The sequence below is a fragment of the Actinomadura napierensis genome, from assembly GCF_039529375.1.
Taxonomy (GTDB): Bacteria; Actinomycetota; Actinomycetes; order Streptosporangiales; family Streptosporangiaceae; genus Spirillospora; species Spirillospora napierensis.
Map to the genome: position 1 here is coordinate 5,548 of NZ_BAAAMR010000147.1, position 14,779 is coordinate 20,326.

13 protein-coding genes are annotated in these 14,779 nt (G+C 73.3%); 11 read left to right on the plus strand and 2 right to left on the minus strand.

From position 1 onward, the window contains the following. Both ABD296_RS44275 and ABD296_RS44280 read left to right on the plus strand, forming a co-directional pair. A partial coding sequence (locus ABD296_RS44275) for an ABC transporter permease (protein WP_455363876.1) occupies positions 1 to 916 on the plus strand: 916 nt, incomplete at its 5' end. Then, the gene (locus ABD296_RS44280; RefSeq protein WP_344282695.1) at positions 916 to 1,725 is read left to right on the plus strand and encodes an ABC transporter permease; all 810 of its coding nucleotides are present in this window, start codon (positions 916 to 918) and stop codon (positions 1,723 to 1,725) included. The genes ABD296_RS44275 and ABD296_RS44280, both read left to right, overlap by 1 nt. A 21-nt stretch (positions 1,726 to 1,746) precedes the next feature. Here the strand turns inward: ABD296_RS44280 and trpD are convergent, their stop codons facing one another. Beyond that, a complete protein-coding gene (gene trpD / locus ABD296_RS44285) occupies positions 1,747 to 2,793 on the minus strand; it encodes an anthranilate phosphoribosyltransferase (RefSeq protein WP_344282697.1) in 1,047 nt (348 codons plus the stop codon). 120 nt (positions 2,794 to 2,913) lie between these two features. Further along, positions 2,914 to 3,336, minus strand: a complete 423-nt coding sequence (locus ABD296_RS44290) for a hypothetical protein (protein ID WP_344282700.1) — start codon at positions 3,334 to 3,336, stop codon at positions 2,914 to 2,916. A gap of 169 nt (positions 3,337 to 3,505) precedes the next feature. On the opposite strand from ABD296_RS44290, the gene ctaE reads away from it, so the two are divergent. The 9 genes from ctaE to ABD296_RS44335 all read left to right on the plus strand — a co-directional run. Continuing rightward, positions 3,506 to 4,162: an aa3-type cytochrome oxidase subunit III gene (gene ctaE, locus ABD296_RS44295; protein ID WP_344282703.1), complete on the plus strand. Its 657-nt coding sequence runs from the start codon at positions 3,506 to 3,508 to the stop codon at positions 4,160 to 4,162. Positions 4,163 to 4,201: 39 nt separating this feature from the next. Next, positions 4,202 to 5,113, plus strand: a complete 912-nt coding sequence (gene qcrC, locus ABD296_RS44300; RefSeq protein ID WP_344282706.1) for a cytochrome bc1 complex diheme cytochrome c subunit — start codon at positions 4,202 to 4,204, stop codon at positions 5,111 to 5,113. After that, positions 5,110 to 6,222 carry a cytochrome bc1 complex Rieske iron-sulfur subunit gene (qcrA, locus tag ABD296_RS44305; protein ID WP_344282709.1) on the plus strand — a complete coding sequence of 371 codons (1,113 nt, stop codon included), beginning with the start codon at positions 5,110 to 5,112 and terminating at the stop codon, positions 6,220 to 6,222. Before qcrC ends, qcrA begins: the two co-directional genes overlap by 4 nt. After that, complete coding sequence (qcrB, locus tag ABD296_RS44310; protein WP_344282712.1) at positions 6,219 to 7,865, plus strand: cytochrome bc1 complex cytochrome b subunit; 1,647 nt, start codon at positions 6,219 to 6,221, stop codon at positions 7,863 to 7,865. Before qcrA ends, qcrB begins: the two co-directional genes overlap by 4 nt. A 123-nt stretch (positions 7,866 to 7,988) precedes the next feature. Beyond that, positions 7,989 to 9,116: a glycosyltransferase family 4 protein gene (locus ABD296_RS44315; protein ID WP_344282715.1), complete on the plus strand. Its 1,128-nt coding sequence runs from the start codon at positions 7,989 to 7,991 to the stop codon at positions 9,114 to 9,116. Between the two features lie 115 nt (positions 9,117 to 9,231). Then, on the plus strand, positions 9,232 to 10,044 hold the full coding sequence (locus ABD296_RS44320) for a hypothetical protein (RefSeq protein ID WP_344282718.1): 813 nt from the start codon (positions 9,232 to 9,234) through the stop codon (positions 10,042 to 10,044). Between the two features lie 557 nt (positions 10,045 to 10,601). Further along, positions 10,602 to 12,140 (plus strand): penicillin-binding transpeptidase domain-containing protein, encoded by a 1,539-nt coding sequence (locus ABD296_RS44325; RefSeq protein WP_344282722.1) that lies wholly within the window; start codon positions 10,602 to 10,604, stop codon positions 12,138 to 12,140. Positions 12,141 to 12,457: 317 nt separating this feature from the next. Then, a complete protein-coding gene (locus ABD296_RS44330; protein WP_344282725.1) occupies positions 12,458 to 14,110 on the plus strand; it encodes a hypothetical protein in 1,653 nt (550 codons plus the stop codon). Beyond that, on the plus strand, positions 14,091 to 14,779 hold a 689-nt coding region (locus tag ABD296_RS44335; protein ID WP_344282728.1), incomplete at its 3' end, for a hypothetical protein. The genes ABD296_RS44330 and ABD296_RS44335, both read left to right, overlap by 20 nt.

Below are 14,779 nucleotides of genomic sequence, written 5' to 3' on the forward strand. Positions count from 1 at the left end.
CTCGCCGGCGGGGGCCGCCGCCGTCGAGGCCGCCGCCCGCCCGGCGCCGGGTCCCCGGCGGCGGGCGGCGGCGCTGCTGCACCGCCGGCCGTGGCTGCGGCTGTCGCTGCTGCTGTCGGCGCCGCTGGCCTGGCTGGTGGTGGCCTACCTCGGCGCGCTGGCCGCGATCTTCCTCACCGCGTTCTGGTCCACCGACACCTTCACCGGCGAGGTCGTCCGGCAGTTCACCCTGGCCAACTTCCAGGACATGTGGGACGAGCCCGTCTACCGGACGATCGCGCTGCGCAGCCTCGGCGTCGCGGCGGCCGTCACCGTCATCGACACCGCCATCGGCTTCCCCATGGCGCTGTACATGGCGAAGGTCGCGAGGCCCCGGTACCGGCCGTACCTCGTCATCGCGATCCTGGCGCCGCTGTGGGCGGCCTATCTCGTCAAGGCGTACGCGTGGAGGGTGATGCTGTCGCAGGGCGGGCTGATCGACGAGGTGCTCAAGCCGTTCGGGCTGTCCGGGCCCGGATTCGGCCTCACGGCCACGATCATCGTCCTGGCCTACCTGTGGCTGCCCTACATGATCCTGCCCGTCTACACGGGCCTGGAGCGGCTGCCGGACTCGCTGCTGGACGCCTCCGGCGACCTCGGCGCCCGCCCGTGGCGCACGTTCCGCTCGGTGATGCTGCCGATGGTGTTCCCGTCGCTGGTCGCCGGGTCGATCTTCACCTTCTCGCTGTCGCTCGGCGACTACATCACCGTCAAGATCGTCGGCGGCCGGAGCCAGCTGCTCGGCAACGTCGTCTACGACAACATCGGCGCCGCCAACAACCTGCCGTTCGCCGCCGCCGTCGCCACGGTCCCGGTCGTGGTCATGCTGGTCTACCTGGCCGCGGCCCGCCGCACCGGCGCCCTCAGGGAGCTGTGATGACCCTCTCGCCCGCCGCGCGGGCCGTCCTGCGCCTCGTGATGATCCTCGGGCTCGCGGTCGTCTACGTGCCGCTGCTCGTCGTGCTGGTCAACTCCGTCAACGCCGACAAGGCGTTCGGCTGGCCGCCGACCGACCTCACCGGACGCTGGTGGGCGCACGCCCTCGACAACGAGGGCGCCCGGCAGGCCGTCTGGACGAGCGTGAAGGCCGGCGTGGGCGCCACCGCCGCCGCCATGGTCCTCGGCACCATGGCGGCGTTCGCCGTCGCCCGCTACCGCTTCTTCGGCCGCGAGACGGTGTCGCTGGTCGTGGTGCTGCCGATCGCGCTGCCCGGCATCGTCACCGGCATCGCGCTCAGCAACGCCTTCCAGGTCGTCCTGGAGCCGCTCGGCATCGGCCTCGGCCTGTTCACCGTCATCGTTGGGCACGCCACGTTCTGCGTCGTCACCATCTACAACAACGTGCTGGCCCGGCTGCGCCGCACCGGCACCAGCCTGGAGGAGGCCTCCGCCGACCTCGGCGCCGACACCTTCCAGACGTTCTGGTACGTCACGCTCCCGAACCTGCGCTCGGCGCTGCTCGCCGGCGGGCTCCTGTCGTTCGCGCTGTCCTTCGACGAGATCATCGTGACCACGTTCACCGCCGGGCCCGGCTCGCAGACGCTGCCGATCTGGATCTTCGACAACCTGTTCCGCCCCAACCAGGCCCCGGTCGTCAACGTCCTGGCCGCCTCGCTGATCGTCCTGTCGATCATCCCGATCTGGATCGCCCAACGCCTCTCCAGTGGCGCTCGCAGCGTCGCCTGACCCGCCCAGGGCCCCCCGGGGCTAGCGCTGCGCTTGGGAGGCTTCGATCCAGCGGTCGAGGAGGGTGTCGGCGGCGCCGGAGTCGACGGCCTCGGCGGCGCGGTCGCGGGCGGCGGCCAGCGTCGGGGTGAGCTCGTCGGCGGCCGGCGCGCCCTCGTAGGCGGTGATGAGCGCGGCGGCGTTCAGCAGGACCATGTCGCGGACGGCGCCCTCGCGGCCGGCGAAGGTCTCCCGCGCCACCCGCGCGTTGAACGCCGCGTCGGCGCCGCGCAGGTCCTCCGGGAGGGCCGGCGGGATGCCGAGGTCGGACGGGTCGAACGTCGTCTGCGTCGCGGTCCCGTCGCGCACCACCCACACCGTCGAGGTGCCGGTGGTGGTCAGCTCGTCCAGGCCGTCGTCGCCGCGGAACACCAGCGACGAGCAGCCCCGCGCGGCGAACACGCCCGCGATCACGCCCGCCATCCGCGGATGGAACACCCCGACCGCCTGCGCCCCCGGCCGCGCGGGGTTCGTCAGCGGGCCGAGGAAGTTGAACACCGTCGGCGTGCCCAGCTCGCTGCGGGTGCGCGAGGCGTGCCGCAGCGCCGGGTGGAACCGCGGCGCGAAGCAGAAGGTGATGCCGGTCTCCGCGGCGACCCGCGCGACCTCGTCCGGGCCGAGGTCGATGGCGACGCCGAGGTGCTCCAGCAGGTCGGCGGCGCCGCAGGACGACGAGGCGGCCCGGTTGCCGTGCTTGACGACCCGCACGCCCGCCGCCGCGGCCACCACCGCGGCCATCGTGGAGATGTTCACCGTGTGGGCGCGGTCGCCGCCGGTGCCGACGAGGTCGGCGATGCGGCCCGGCACCGTCACCGGGGTGGCGTTGTCCATCATGCCGTCGGCGAGGCCGGAGACCTCGGCGACGGTCTCGCCCTTGGCGCGCATCGCGACCGCGAAGCCGGCGATCTGCACGTCGGTGGCGTCGCCGGCCATGATGCGGTTCATCGCCCACGCCGTCTCCTCGCTGGTCAGCGAGTCGCCGTCGAGCAGCGCGTTGATCAGTGCGGGCCAGTTCGTGCGGGCGTCCATCTTCTCCCCAGGGTGCGGCGGGACCCGGGGAGCGCCGGGCTCGTCCCGTCCCGGCCGGGGTGGCGGACCGGGGCGGCGCCCCGGCGCCGAAACGGGCAGAGCCTCCCCGGCGAATCGGTGTTACAGGGCCGGAAGGCGGTTCTCCATGCGCCGGCGCATGAGGCCCGCGAGCTCCTTGGCCAGGGCCATCGGGTCGAGCGGCAGGCTCACCACGGCGTCGGCGCGCGACCAGGTCGCCAGCCAGCCGTCGTCGCGCCGCCCGATGATCGCCAGCACCGGCGGGCAGTCGTACACCTCGTCCTTCGCCTGCCGGCACACGCCGAGACCGCCCGCGGGCTGCGCCTCGCCGTCCACGACCAGGACGTCGATGCCGCCCTCGTCGAGCCGTGCCACCACGGCGGGCTGGGTCGCGCGCTCGACGAACTCCACCTGCGGGAGGTCGGCGGCGGGGCGGCGCCCGATCGCCATCCGGATCTGTGCGCGGGTGCTCGCGTCGTCGCTGTAGACGAGAACCTTCATCGGGCTCTCCGGGGCGGTGCTCATGCACCGAAGGCTACCGGTTCGGCCTCGCGCGCACGAGATCCAGGCCCTGATTCACGGCCCGGAACGCCAGGTGCAGGTGGAGATCGGCAAGGCCGGACGCGCGCGCGGAGACACGCTCGGGAACCCAACGAGGGGGGTCATGCGTCAGTCACTGGATAGGGGCGCAATAATGCTGCCCGTGACAGCATCCGCGATAGAGACAACACCTCACGCACGGGCGAACCGTCCCAATCTGGTCAGCGTGGGGACGATCGTTTGGCTGTCGTCCGAGCTGATGTTCTTCGCGGCGCTGTTCGCGATGTTCTTCACGATCCGCTCTGTGACGATCGGCCAGTCCGGGCACGACGCCTGGCCGGGCGCACCGCTGAACCTGCCATTGTCGACGGCCAACACGACCGTGCTGGTGCTGTCGTCGGTGACCTGCCAGTGGGGAGTGTTCAAGGCCGAGGCCGGCAAGGTCGGCCGCGACGGCGGCCTGCTGAACTTCCGCCGCTGGGGACTGCGCGAGTGGTACGTCCTGTCCTTCCTGATGGGGCTCTACTTCGTGGCGGGCCAGGCGTACGAGTACTACAGCCTGGTCACCAAGGACGGGCTCACGCTCTCCTCGTCGGCCTACGGCTCGGTCTTCTACCTGGCCACCGGTTTCCACGGTCTGCACGTCTGTGGCGGCCTGGTCGCGTTCCTGTTCGTTCTCGGCCGGACGTTCGCCGCGAAGCGATGGACGCACGAGCAGGCGACGAGCGCGATCGTCGTGTCCTATTACTGGCACTTCGTCGACGTGGTGTGGATCGGCCTGTTCTCGGTCGTCTACCTGCTCGACCACTGACCCGCTGACCAACCAGACATGACCCGAACGGGGATTTCCGTGAGAAGGATCACCGCATGGCGACGGCGCCCCTGGGCGGGCTACGCCGTCGTGCTGGCGGCCCTGGCGGCGATCGGCGTCATCTACGCCGGCTTCTCGCCGCAGACTGGACGCGCCGAGGCGGAGGGCACGGCCCAGGCGGCGCAGGACCTGAAGAACGGCCAGCAGCTGTTCGACAAGAACTGCGCCAGCTGCCACGGGCTGAACGCCGAGGGCACCAAGGACGCCAAGGGCAAGGCCATCGCACCGAGCCTGCTCGGGGTGGGGGCGGCCAGCGTCGACTTCCAGGTCAGCACGGGCCGCATGCCCGCGATGAGCCCTGGTGCGCAGTTCCCGCGCAAGACGCCGATCCCCGCCTTCAACACCGAGATCAAGACCGACTACGAGGACCCGGCCAAGCGCAAGGCGGCCGAGGAGCAGAAGGCGCAGGCCGAGAAGAACCTCGCCGACCTGCGCGCCTACATCGCCTCGCTGGGCGGCGGCCCGGCCGTCCCGTCCAAGTCGGAGACCGACCCGAGCAAGGGCGACGTGGCGCTCGGCGGCAAGCTGTTCCGCACCAACTGCGCGCAGTGCCACAACTTCACCGGGCAGGGCGGCGCGCTGACCGGCGGGAAGTACGCCCCGCCGCTGTCCAACAGCGACGTCACGCCCACCCAGATGTACGAGGCGATGCTGACCGGTCCGCAGGCGATGCCGGTGTTCAACGACACCACGCTCACCCCGCAGGACAAGCAGGCGATCATCTCCTACCTCGTGCAGACCCGCGAGCAGGTCAACCCCGGCGGTAACGGCCTCGGCCGCATCGGCCCGGTGTCGGAGGGCCTGGTCGGCTGGTTGGTCGGCCTCGGCCTGCTGGTGATGGCGGCGATGTGGATCACCGCGAAGAAGCCGAAGAAGCTGAAGAAGTCATGAGCGACGACAACAAGGACACCGCGGGCTCGAAGGAGCCGCGCGAGGGCGGCGCGCAGGGGCGCGTGATCGGCACGCCGTCACCGGCGAGGGACAGGACCCTGCTCGCGCAGGACGACATCTCGGCGCCCGCGGGCGTCGGGGAGGAGCTGGACGAGGCGTCGGCCAAGCGCGCCGAGCGCGTCGTCGCGACGTTCTTCCTCCTGGCGTTCGCCGCCAGCGTGGCCTTCATCGCGTACTACATCGGCTGGAGCGGCCGCCACGGCGGCATGCACGGCGTGGACCGGGCCCAGGAGTCGAACTTCTGGCTCGGCGGCCTGATGGCGCTGTCGTTCCTGGCGCTGGCCGCGGGCGTCACCATCTGGGTGCGCCGGCTCATGACCAGCAAGCCGATCGTCCAGGAGCGGCACAACCTGCAGGCCGACGAGGAGACCCGCGCGGCCTTCACGAAGGACTTCCTGGAGGGCGCGTCCGACAGCGGGCTGACCAAGCGCCCGCTGCTGCGCCGCACGCTGCTGCTGGCCGCCGCGCCGCTCGGCCTCGCGCCGCTGGTGCTGCTGCGCGACCTCGGCCCGCTGCCGGAGAAGAAGCTGCGCTCCACGCACTGGGGCGACGCGGTCAAGAAGGCGCAGGCGCAGGGCAAGAAGGGCGTCCGCCTCGTGGTGGACGGCACCAACAAGCCGCTGCGGGTCAGCGACTTCTCCTCGCCCGGCGGGATGATCACCGTCCTGCCCGAGGGCATCGAGGAGGACGTCCCCGAGGACCAGGTCCTCACGCAGAACGCCAAGGCCGTCACGATCCTCATCAACGTCCCCGAGGACGAGTTCAAGCCCGCCAAGGGACGCGAGAACTGGCACATCAACGGGATCGTGGCGTACTCGAAGGTCTGCACGCACGTCGGCTGCCCGGCCGCGCTGTACGAGCAGACCACGCACCACATCCTGTGCCCGTGCCACCAGTCGACGTTCGACGCGACCGACGCGGCCAAGGTCGTGTTCGGCCCGGCGGCCCGTCCGCTGCCGCAGCTGCCGCTGTCGGTCGAGGACGGCTACATCGTCGCGACGAGCGACTATCACGAGCCGATCGGCCCGAGCTTCTGGGAGCGCGGATGAGCGAGGCGTCAGCGACACCGGCGGTGTCCGCTCCGAAGGCGGTCGAGGGGCCGCTGAACTTCATCGACGACCGGCTGGGTTCCACCACCTTCTTCAAGCGCAACATGAAGAAGGTCTTTCCGGACCACTGGTCCTTCATGCTGGGCGAGATCGCCCTGTACTCGTTCATCATCCTGCTGCTGACCGGGACGTTCCTGACGCTCTGGTTCAAGCCCAGCATGAACGAGGTCGTCTACAACGGCTCGTACACGCACCTCAGGGGCGTGGAGATGTCGGAGGCGTACGCCTCCACGCTGAAGATCAGCTTCGACGTGCGCGGCGGCCTGCTCATGCGGCAGATCCACCACTGGGCGGCGCTGCTGTTCATGGCGTCGATCCTGGCGCACATGCTGCGGGTGTTCTTCACCGGCGCCTACCGCAGGCCGCGTGAGCTGAACTACCTCATCGGCATCAACATGTTCATCCTCGGCATGCTGGAGGGCCTGTTCGGGTACTCGCTGCCGGACGACCTGCTGTCCGGCACGGGCCTGCGCATCACCCAGGGCGTGCTCGAGGCGATCCCGCTGGTCGGCACGTACGGCTACATGTTCCTGTTCGGCGGGGAGTTCCCCGGCCAGGACATCGTGCCGCGGCTCTACATGCTGCACATCCTGCTGATCCCGGGGCTGCTGCTGGGCCTGGTCACCGCGCACATGATGATCATGTGGGTGCAGAAGCACACCGCGATGCCGGTGAAGAACCAGACCGAGCGCCAGGTGTACGGCTACCCGTTCTACCCGGTCTTCATGGCCAAGACGGGCGCCTACTTCCTGTTCACCTTCGGCGTCATCGCGCTGCTCGGCGCGTTCGCGCAGATCAACCCGATCTGGTTGTTCGGGCCCTACGATCCGGGCGCCATCTCGGCGGGCTCCCAGCCGGACTGGTACATGGGCGTCCTCGAGGGGGCGCTGCGCATCATGCCGAACTGGGAGGTCAGCGCCTGGGGCCACACGGTCAGCTTCAACGTGCTGATACCGGCGCTGGTGCCGCTCGGCATCGTGTTCGGCGGCGCGATGGCCTGGCCGTTCATCGAGCAGTGGGTGACCGGCGACAAGCGGCACCACCACGTGAACACCCGGCCGCGCAACGCCCCGGTCCGCACCGCCACCGGCGTGGCCGCGGTCGCCTTCTACGGCCTGCTGTGGCTGGCCGGCGGCAACGACGTGCTGGCCGACAAGTTCGACATCTCGCTGTACGCGACGACCTGGTTCTTCCGGGTGACGTTCTTCGTCGGGCCGTTCCTGGCGTTCGTCATCACCAAGCGGATCTGCCTGGGGCTGCAGCGCAAGGACGCCGACATCGTCGGGCACGGCGTCGAGAGCGGCGTCATCCTGATGTCGCCGGACGGGCGGTTCTCCGAGCGGCACGAGCCGGCCCGCGAGGAGCAGAAGGCCGTGCTGCTGTCCAAGGAGAACAGCCGTCCGGAGCCGCCGGCGCGCGACGCCAACGGCATCCCGGCCGCCAAGGGCCCGCTCGGGCACCTGCGGTCGCGGCTGAACCGGGCCTGGACCTTCGACGACATCCCCGTCGAGGAGCACGAGCACGGGCACGGCGAGCACGCCGAGATCGAGGGCGGCAAGGAGTCGCACGAGATCAGCCACTGATCACCGACCCGATCCGGAGGGCCCGGCACCGCACGGCGGTGCCGGGCCCCTTCGCGTGTGGGCAGTGTTCGCCGGTGTTCCGCCTGCTCGCGGGCGGAACGGCGTCCGTATCCTTGCTGGGCGATGACCAAGACCCTGGTGGTGACCAACGACTTCCCGCCCCGTCCCGGCGGCATCCAGGCGTTCGTGCACGGCCTCGCGGTCCGGCGCCCGCCCGGCTCGGTGGTGGTGTACGCGCCGGCGTGGAAGGGGGCCGCGGCGTTCGACGCGGAGCAGCCGTTCCCGGTCGTCCGGCACCCCGGCTCGCTGATGCTGCCGGAGCCGGGCGTGCTGCGCCGCGCGTCGGCGCTGCTGCGCGCCGAGCGCTGCGACTCGGTGGTGTTCGGCGCGGCGGCCCCGCTGGGTCTGCTCGCCCCGGCGCTGCGGCGGCGCGGGGCCCGGCGGATCGTCGGGATCACGCACGGGCACGAGGCGGGCTGGGCGGCGCTGCCGGTCGCGCGGTCGCTGCTCGGCCGCATCGGCGACGGCGTGGACACGCTCACCTACCTGGGCGAGTACACCCGGTCCCGGATGGCGCGGGCGCTGTCCCCGGCCGCGGCGGCGCGGATGGCCCGGCTCGCCCCCGGCGTCGACGAGACGCTGTTCCGCGCGGGCGCGGGCGGCGCGGAGATCAGGGCGCGGCACGGCCTGGCGGACCGTCCGGTGGCGGTGTGCGTGTCCCGGCTGGTGCCGCGCAAGGGGCAGGACGCGCTGATCCGCGCGTGGCCGCGCGTCCTGGCGAAGGTCCCGGACGCGGCGCTGCTGCTCGTCGGCGGCGGCCCGTACCGCGCGGAGCTGGAGCGGCTCGCGGCGTCCGAGGGGGTGGCAGGCTCGGTGGTGTTCACCGGGAGCGTCCCCTGGGCGGAGCTGCCCGCGCACTATGACGCGGGCGACGTGTTCGCGATGCCCTGCCGGACGCGCCGCCGCGGACTGGACGTCGAGGGCCTCGGCATCGTCTACCTGGAGGCGTCGGCGACCGGCCTGCCCGTCGTCGCGGGCGATTCCGGCGGCGCGCCGGACGCCGTCCTGGACGGCGAGACCGGCGTGGTGGTGCCGGGCCGGTCGGTCCCGCGCGTCGCCGGCGCGGTCGCCGGGCTGCTCGCCGACCCCGAGCGGGCCCGCGCAATGGGCCGCGCGGGCCGCGCGTGGGTGGAGCGGGAATGGCGCTGGGACGTCCAAGCGGCGCGCCTGGACGCCCTGCTGAGCGCCTGACCCGTGCCGCCGCCCGATGTGGCGCGGCGGTCACGACTGTGGACCCGCGGGCGCGGCCAGGAGTAGACGGCGTCCGCGTATCGCGGCCCGCCTCCCGGGTGACAGGATGCCGGTTATGGAGAACGCGGACATCGAGGGCGCGTGGTCCCGGGTTCCCGGGGAGGCCGCGCGGTGGCTCCACGACCTGGACCCCGACCATTGCTACTCGGGTTTCGAGCCGCCCCCCAATCCGGACTCCGCGTGGCTCCTGCACGCGATGTACGCCTGGGAGGAGGGCCTGGTCACCACGACGCACGACGACGTCCACCAGTCGATGCTCGGCGCGGGGCTGGTCGAGCCGCCGCCCGACCCGGCCGCGGACCCGTCCGGCGACGTCGGTGACCTGCTGGAGGGCGCGATCGTCACGGGCACCGGGCTCGGCCGCAGCGGCGATCCCGGCACGGGCTGGCGGCGGCTGCGCTGGCGGGAGCTGGCGCGCGGCTTCGGCGAGCCCGCCGTCCCGGAGGGGGAGCTGCCCGGCAACCGCTGCCTGCGCCAGGGGCATCCGGCGGGAAGCTGGTCGGCCGCCATCCGGCCGCCCGCGGAGGGCTGCCTGGACCGGGAGAGCTGGTACCGGCTGGTCGGGGTGCTGCTGCGGCACAGCCCGGGCGGCGCCGCGACCCGCTGCCTGGCGTACTACTGCCCGCTGGTCACCGCCGACTGGGACGACGAGACCGTGCTGGCGGGGCGGCTGGGCGACGCGGCCCGGCTCTACGACCACCCGGCGATGGCGAGCTGCCCGTCCGACCTGTGGGCGGAGGACCGCTCATGGGTCGTGTACTGCGACTGGGACCTGTGGGGCACGAAGGTCGTCGGGCCGACCGCGCTCATCCAGGCGCTCCTGGACGACCCGGAACTGGAAGGCGTCCGCCTCCCCTGGACCCACTAGCCCGGCCGGTCCCGGGACGGAACCCCGCCCCCGCGCCGTAGGCGGGGCGTCCGTGCCGCGGGACCGGCGGGTAGGAGAGGGGCCGTGCCGGGCTCCCGGAGACCAGTTCCACGCGCACGCCCCCTGCCGAGGTGGGGCGGGTGCGGTCCGGCGCCGGCCGGTCCTGCGCCCGGTGGGGGAGGACCTGGGGACGGGCGCGCCGCGAAGGACCGGCCTGCGGGGCCGGACCGGTGCCGCGTGGACGGGAGTCCCGGGGCACGGCCCCGGACCGGCGGCCGGCCGCCGGGCGGGCGCGTCCGCCCATGCCCGGAGGAATCGTTCCATCCGTCATTTGCGGGACACCTCCTGCCACTGCGCGTCCACGACCACCGACACCCCCGACGCTAGGCCCCCGCCCAACCCCCGACACCCCCGTTAAAGCGGACTTAAGGGGCGGATTAGTCGTTGCTAATTTCGTCGGCCAGGTTCGGCCTTAAAGGGTGCGTTCAACCTCATATGCATATGAGGCGGACGCTGGAATGATCTTCATTCGGGGGTGGGCGGGAGAGGGAGCGCGCATGCGATCACGGAGTGTCGCCGTGCTGGCGGTGCTGGTGGCGGTGGCCCTGGGCGGGGGGATCGTCGCGGCCTGGGGACTGCGCGGCGGGGGCGGGCCGGGGACGCCGGAGAAGGTCGCGGCGGGCTTCTTCGCGGCCTGGCGGAAGGGGTCCCTGGACCGGATGCGCGACCTGGTCGCCGACCCGCCCGGCGACTTCGCCGACCAGTACCGGGCGCTGTCGCGCGGGCTGACGGTCTCCTCGATCATCGTCGAGCCGCGTCCGGTCGTGCGCTCGGGGCCCCGGGCGGCGCACGCCGACTTCACCGTCACCCGGTCGCTCGTCGGGCACGGCGACTGGTCGTTCCGGGCGGTGCTGCGCCTCGGGCTCGTGGACGGGCGGTGGCGGGTGCTGTGGACGCCCGCGACGCTCTACCCCGGGCTGAAGGGCAGGGGCGAGTGGAAGCTCAGCCAGGTGAGGCTGCCCGCGGTCACGCTCGTCGCGCGCGACGGCAAGGCGCTTCCCGACACCGGGATCCTCGCGCCCTACCTGACGGACCTCGTCGACGGGCTGACGCCGGAGGGCTACGACGAGGAGGCGTGGGTCATCGAGCTGCGCGACAACGGCGGCCCGCCGCAGCGGGTGAAGGTGCTGGACCACAAGCCGGGCAAGAAGATCCGCACGACGCTGGACCGGCACCTGCAGGCGGACGCCGAGAAGGCCCTCGACGGCGCGCCCGGGGCCGCCTCGATCGTCGCGGTCCGGCCGTCCACCGGCGAGATCCTGGCGGTGGCGGACGGCCTCGGCGGCCTCGGCGCGTTCGTCGGCCTCTACCCGCCCGGCTCCACGTTCAAGGTGGTCACCGCGGGTGCGCTGATCGCGGACGGGGCCGGTCCCGGCACGCCCGCCGACTGCCCCGCGTCCGTCGTCACCGCGCAGCGGACGATCCACAACGACGATGGCCACGAGCTGGGTCGCACCACGCTGAGCGGCGCGTTCGCCGCGTCCTGCAACACCACGTTCGCGCGCCTCGGGGTCGAGGGCCTGGGTGCGGGCAAGCTCGCGGCGAGCGCCCGCAGGTTCGGGTTCGGGGCGGGTTTCTCGCCCGGGGTGCAGATGGCGGAGGGGAGCTTCCCGGACCCGGGCGGCGGCGCCGAGCTGGCGGAGGCGTCGATCGGGCAGGGCCGCGTCCAGGCGACGCCGCTGCTGATGGCGAGCGTCGCGGCGGCGGTCGCGGACGGGTCGTGGCGGCCGCCGCGGCTGGTGCCGGCCACGCTGGTCCGCGAGGGCGGCGGAGCCGTGCCCGCCCCGCGTCCGATCCCCGGGGCCGCCGCACTGCGCTCGATGATGCGGGCGGTGGTGACCGGCGGCACCGCGGCGGGCGCCGGGCTGCCGGGCGGCACCGCCGGCAAGACGGGGACGGCGGAGTACCAGAACGACGGGTCGTCGCACGCCTGGTTCATCGGGTACCGCGGTGACCTGGCGTTCTCGGTGTTCGTCCAGGCCGGCGGCTCGGGCCCCAAGGTGGCCGCGCCGCTGGCCGCCGAATTCCTCCGCTGACCGGCCGCGGGAACCGTTCGGAACGGTCGAACGCGCGGCGCCCTTCATGCGTACTCCAACGATGAGCGAAACGGCCTGGCATACGGCCGGAACGGTTTTTTGTCACCAACTCTCATCTGAAGGGCCAATGGGGCGTATGCTCCGTGACTGATCGGCGGGATTCGCGAGAATCCGGTCGTGAGGCGCGGTAGGAGCGAGCGGGCTCCGTACGCCGCGCCACCCATGTCTCAGCGGAACCGCCGCCCGGGCCCAGCGCCCGGACGGCATCGAGCCGAAGCGGCGTTCGCCTGCCCTCCGCCTCCTCCACAGGAGAGGGCATGGCGCGACGTGACGACGGGCATGCGTCCCGGACCAGCACGCATGCTTCACCGTGGGCGCGGGCATCCGAGCATCTCCCGCCCGCGGCCCGGCCCCAGCGCGGCCGCTGGTCGGAGGAGCCGCGGTGGCCCGAAGGATCATGGTGGTCGGAGCAGCCCGGCTGGGACGAGCGGGGCCGCCGCCGGCGGCGGCGTGAACCGACGCGCCGCGACGTGCGGCGCCGCGAGAAGGGCCGGACGCGCCGGGGACGGGCACGGCAGCCGGCCCCGCGGTCGGCGTCCCGGCTGGAACCGCCCCCCGCACCCCGGCCCCGCGACCCCGGCCGCACGTCCGGCCGGCGGCCCCCGACGCGGCCCCGTCCCGGACCGAGGGCGCGGCCGCGCGGGCCGCGCCTGCCCGCCGACCGGGTGGGCGTCGGCGCGATCATCCTGTCGGCCGTCGTCGGCCTGCCGCTGCTGGGCATCGTCGAGCGGACGCTGCTGGACGGGCGCCCGATCGGCACCACCGAGTCGGCCGCGTCCGGCAAGGGCGCGCGGGACTCCAAGAAGCACGGCACCGCGGCGCCCGGCACGCCGCAGCGCCCCCGCCAGCGGCCCGGGGCGTCGGGCGCGCCGGCGGCCCCGGTGCGTCCGGACACGCGGGCGCTGACCGCGCAGGTGCGCAAGGCGACCCTCGCCCAGCGGGGCGCCGCCGCCCGGCAGGCCTACGGCGCCGCGCCGTCCCGGCCGCCGGTCGTCGTGGCGTCGCGCACCAGCGACGACGGGACGTGGGTGTTCGGCACCACCGCCATCCCCGTGCCGGCGAGCAGCGACGCCGACCCCGAGATCGCGTTCTTCGCGGCCCGCTGGACGGGCCGCTCCTGGCGGGTCGGGCTGTCGGGCGCCGGCGCCTTCGGCACCCTGCTCGGCGCGATGCCGGCGAACGTGATGTCGGCCGCGGAGGCGCGCGTCCTGCGCCGCTACGGCGCGCTGACGGCCGAGCAGGCCGCCGCCGAGGTCAACGGAACCCGCGGCGGCGCCGCGCTGATGCTGCCGTGGAAGACCGGCACGGCCTGGACGATGCTGACCGCCGATCCCGGATCGGCGCAGCGGCCGCTGTCGGCGCTGGCGTTCGCAGGCGGCGACGGGCGCGTCCAGGCGTCCGGCGCGGGCCGGCTCTACCGGTTCTGCGGTTCCGGCTCCGGGCCAACGCTGCTGATGGTCGTGCACGCCGACGGCGTGGCCACCACCTATGACCGGGTGACCTCGGCGACCCGGCTGCGCGAGGGCAGCGTGGTCGGACGCGGCGACGCGCTCGGCCGGACCGGCACCGCCGGCGCCTGCGGCGGCGCGCCCGCCGCCCGCGCCGAGGTCCGCTTCGACCTGCGCCGCGGCGCCGGGCCCGTCCCGCTGGACGGCGCCGTCGTCGGCGGCTGGACCTTCAGCGAGCGCGCGAAGCCGCTGCTCGGCTACGCCGAGCGCGGTGCCCTGCAAGTGCTTCCCGGGGGGCTGCTGGCCAATCTCGGCGCGGTCCCCGCGGCGGACGCCCCGCCGTCATCACCGTCATCGCCGCTTCCCGGCGACGAGCCGGGCGGCGGCGCAGGACCGGACGGCGACCCGTCGCCGTCCGCTACCCAGAACAGGAGTCCGAGCGGTGCGAACACGCAACAGTGACGATCCCGTGGTGCCCGCGTGGGCGCTGCGAGCCGTGCTCGCCGGCGCGGTGCTGGTGCTGGCCGGCGCCGCGACCCCGCCGGGCGCCGTCGCGGCGGCGCAGGCGCAGTACTTCCTCTCCTTCTACGCGGGCGTCTTCACGCTGCTCGCGCTGACCGGCGCGGTGATGACCGGGCTGCTGGCCACCGAGCGGCTGATCCTGAAGATCCGGCACCGGGTGCTGGCGCAGGGGGCGCACCGCGCGTGCGCGGTCGTCGCGTCGGTGATGGTCGTCGCGCACATCGCGGTGAAGGTGCTCGGCGGCCTCGCGACGCCCGCGCAGATCGTGGTGCCGACGCCGGACGCGGTGGGCCTCGGCACCGTCGCGTTCGAGCTGATGGTGCTGATCGTGATCACCGGGATCCTGCGGATCCGGTTCGTCTCGCGCGCCCGCCCGTGGGTGTGGCGGTCGATGCACGCCGTCGCCTACATCTCCTGGCCGATCGCGATCCTGCACGGCCTGACCGCCGGCCGGCTCGCGGCGAACTGGGTGGTGCTCAGCTACGTGATCAGCGTCGTCGGCGTGCTCATCGCGCTGGCGACCCGGCTGATCGTGGTGATCAAGCCCCGCGAGGTGGGACGGGCCGACGACTTCGCCGCCCGCGGACGCGCGGCGGCCGTCCCCGCGGC